We start from the raw sequence: 3989 nt of genomic DNA, 5'->3' as shown, positions 1-3989 counted from the left end.
TGTAGTCTAGATGAACAATTGGATAATTTGATAGCCAACACAAATACATTTACACTACTAGACCCTGTTGCTAACCGTTTAATGGCAAAAGGTTTAATGGAAGTCCGTAGGGGAAACCTCATAGCTCTTTTAAGGTATAACCCTCAGGAAACTTATTCAGATCGCATTACTCTATTTCGGGGGATGCAAGATATTCCTCAATCAGCGAGGGATCTAAACGCTGAAGAAATCAAAGATTGGTCTTATGACTGGAATAACTTTTCAACTGAACCAGTTGAAGTTATATGGGTTCCAGGTGATAGGACAACAATGTTAAGTGACACTAATCTTCCAACACTATCTGAAAAGCTACAAAAATGTCTTGATTTTCTCGATAAAATTTAGTACAGTTATAAACTGTAAAAACTAGTCAAAAAAGTCAAGAACTCTTACTTATATAAGTAGACTGTTCCCCTATCCCAAAGGCAAAAGTTACTCCAGTTAGGGGTATTTGGGAATAATCCCCGGTCTGTAAGGAAACAGCAACTAAAGTCGCTCGTGTTGCTTTTATGACTCTGATTAAAATACCGAGGTTTCCAAGCTTCCCGATTTTTCTAGGTGAATTAAGAATGTTGAAAAAAATATCAATAACTGCTGCTACCTCATTATTCGTAATGCTAGGTTTTCCAGAAGCAGCACAATCAATAACGTTTACAAGTAGTATATTTGCTAGTGGTCTGGATAATCCATCAGGTCTAGCTTTTGGTCCAGACGATGCACTCTATGTTACAGAGGCAGGTAAAGGTGGACCAGGACCTTGTGTTCCATCTCCGAGTGTACAAGGAGCAGAGATATGTTATGGTCCAACAAGTGCTATCACCAGAATTAAAGATGGAGTGCAAGAGCAAGTAATTACTGGTTTACCTTCTTTAGCATTACCTGATGGAAGTGAAGCAAATGGAGCTAATGATATAGCTTTCGATTCAAATGGTTTAGGCTATGTTGTTGTTGGTTTTGCTACCAATCCAGCTAATCGCGATCCTATAGTAGGAGTTCCTGATTTTGGCTCTTTGATTAGTCTGGATTTCAATCAAGGAACTTGGACAAAACTTTCCGATCTATCAAACTATGAACTTCTCAATAATCCAGACCAAACTGATATTATTAGTAATCCCTACAGTCTTTTGATTGAGGATAATATTGCTTTTATTATTGATGCAGGAGCAAATGATTTACTTAGTGTTGACCTTAGCGAGAATGAAACTGCATTAGAAGCAGTATTTGAAGAGATAATTGCAATTAATCCTTTCTCAGGATTAGAAATTCCCGTACAATCTGTACCAACTTCAATTACTAATGGCCCAGATGGCGCTTTCTACGTCGGTGAGCTTACTGGTTTTCCTTTTCCAGACGATGGTGCTCGTATATTCCGCGTTGTCCCTGGTAATGAACCAGAGGTTTATCTTGAAGGCTTTACACAAATTATCGATCTTGCTTTTGATAACCAAGGAAATTTGTATGTTTTAGAATATGCAGCTCAATCTCTATTGACAGGTAATCCTGTTGGTGCTCTTATTCAGATAAGCTCTGATGGAACCAGAAGAAACATTGGTGGCGATCAATTAATCTTGCCAACTGCCATCACAGTTGGAGCTGATAATGCTATCTATGTTGCCAATAATGGCCCTTTCTCTGAATTAGGAGAAATCATTAGGTTCAAGTCTACTAATGAAGCAACTCCAGTCCCTGAAAGTAGTTCGATATTGGGTCTATTAATTTTTGGGATTAATATAGCTCTCTTTCGTTACTCTAGGAGAAGTAAAATAAACAGGAAACCTCTTCAAACCTGATTTGACAATCTGCGATTACAGCAGTTTCGGAGTTAATGGGGTACAAAATTTTATCACTTTAGTAAATAGATAAGTAGTTATTCAAAATTAATTACACATACTCTAAAGTTTTGATAAGCGTACAATAGTAGATTGATTTTTAGGCGTTGATGAATCAGGCGTTGCATATGCGGGATGAATTGTAGGCTTGGAGAAAGAGAAATTATAAAGATTGAGTTTACCTGACTCCAAAAGATTCATCCCTTGATTCATCGGCGTTGCTGAATCAAGCTATGAAATCTAAATTTGTAAAATATAAAATGCTTTTTAATTAGGATTTAGGTAATCACCATTTCCAGAAAATCACAGCCAAAATCACAAATGCCGATTTTTAGTTTTTTATTTTGAAAAATGAGTGTAACAGATAACTTAGTTAGAAATATTCCTTGTGAGAAAGGCCCATCATCTTACAAACTTTACAATGGTTCCTAAACCCTGTTGATTATCTGGAAGCAAACATCAAGAGTTTTCCTGATATTTTTATTGCTAAACCTCTTCCTATAGGTGATGGTGATACCTTGTTTGTTATCGATCCGAAAATATTAGAGTATATTTTTACTCATGATCGAAAAGAATTTACTGCTCCTGGAAACTTAAATGCTATTGTTTTTGAACAATTCGTTGGAAATAATGCTCTAGTTACAACAGAAGGCGATATCCATCGCCAACGTCGTCAGTTAATAATGCCATCCTTTCATGGAGAACGTCTCGAAGCATATGGAATATTAATTCGGCGGATTACTGAAGATGTGATGAAAAATTTACCTATTAACCATCCATTTTTAGCTACGGAAATTATGCAAGAGATCTCATTAAAAGTGATAGCGCAAGCAGTTTTTGGAATTATTGAAGGAGAACGCTATCAAAAACTAATAGCACTACTGAAAAAGTTTACTGAGATTTTTGCTTCTCCTTTCACTTCTTCTTTATTCTTTTTTCCTTCCTTACAAAAAGACTGGGGAAACTGGAGTCCCTGGGGAAAGTTTATCCGTATACGAGAAGAAATAAATAACCTCATCTATGCTGAAATCAATTACCGTCGCGATCGTCCCAATTTTAAACACTCTGATGTATTGTCTCTCTTAATGTCGGCAAGATACGAAGATGGACAAGCAATGACAGAAAAAGAATTACGAGATGAATTAATAACTTTATTAATTGCTGGACATGAAACAACTGCTTCATCCATGGCTTGGGCTTTATACTGGCTTCATCGTACTCCACAAGTGCTGGAAAAATTGCTAGCAGAATTAAATACACTTTCTTCTACAGCTACTTCAATGGAAGTTTTTCGTTTGCCTTATCTCACTGCTGTTTGCAATGAAACTCTTAGGATTTGTCCTGCTGCCATGACAACCTTTCCAAGGATGGCTCAAGAGGTCGTTAATATTTCAGGATATACGATTAAGCCAAGAGATATTATTTTTGGTTGTATATATTTAACTCATCACCGCGAAGATATTTATCCTAATCATGAACAATTTATACCAGAGCGATTTTTAGAACGTAAATATAGTCCTTTCCAATTCATTCCTTTTGGTGGTGGTAGTCGTCGTTGTATAGGAGAAGTATTAGCACAATTTGAAATGAAGTTAGTGATTGCTACCATTCTCTCTCAACATCAATTAATGTTAAAGGAACAAAAACCTGAAAAATTAAAAAGAAGAGGCTTTGGCTTATCACCAACAAGAGGTGTAAAAATGACGGTAGTGCATCAGCAAAGTGTGTGAATGCTCATGGGGTGAGTACCTCAAAGGTATTGTGGGATAAGGGTTTAAAAGCTCACGGGGTGACAAGCAGCTCTAAACTATTGCTAGATAAAGGCTCATATCATGTCCGGTAGCATCGTTTGCTCACGGGGTGACAAGCCCTTCAAAACTATTGTATGATCAGGATTTAAAGGATATCCACTCTGTCAAAATTTGACGGTTTTGATGAGAATGATAATTATTTTTAGTAGTGATATCAAATCCGGTAGCATCGGAGTAATTATATCAAATCCGGTAGCATCGGAGTAATTAAACCTGAATTTTCGGCCACCAATGGTACTGGGTTATAGCCTTGATTGCAAATTGCTGTGTTAAAAGAACTTGACAACGCTCAAACAGAATTTCTTCTAAC

The 3989-nt window shown here is 36.7% G+C and carries 3 protein-coding genes; all 3 read left to right on the top strand.

The window, feature by feature from the left end; translation table 11 throughout:
• The coding region (locus F6K13_RS22180; protein ID WP_287288395.1) for a hypothetical protein at positions 1-384 on the top strand (384 nt) is incomplete at its 5' end.
• A 224-nt stretch (positions 385-608) separates the two neighbouring features.
• Positions 609-1829, top strand: coding sequence for a ScyD/ScyE family protein (locus F6K13_RS22175; protein ID WP_161564292.1), 1221 nt, complete (start codon positions 609-611; stop codon positions 1827-1829).
• Between the two features lie 440 nt (positions 1830-2269).
• Positions 2270-3598, top strand: a complete 1329-nt coding sequence (locus F6K13_RS22170) for a cytochrome P450 (RefSeq protein WP_287288396.1) — start codon at positions 2270-2272, stop codon at positions 3596-3598.
• The last annotated feature ends 391 nt before the right edge of the window (positions 3599-3989 follow it).

Source organism: Okeania sp. SIO2B9 (assembly GCF_010672505.1).
Classification (GTDB): Bacteria; Cyanobacteriota; Cyanobacteriia; order Cyanobacteriales; family Microcoleaceae; genus Okeania; species Okeania hirsuta.
The sequence above is the reverse complement of the archived record's forward strand: the minus strand, read 5'-3'. Positions and strand labels throughout refer to the sequence as shown.

Excerpts from the sequence above, each read along its gene's own strand:
- F6K13_RS22175 (WP_161564292.1), top strand. The coding sequence starts at position 609 with ATGTTGAAAAAAATATCAATAACTGCTGCTACCTCATTATTCGTAATG.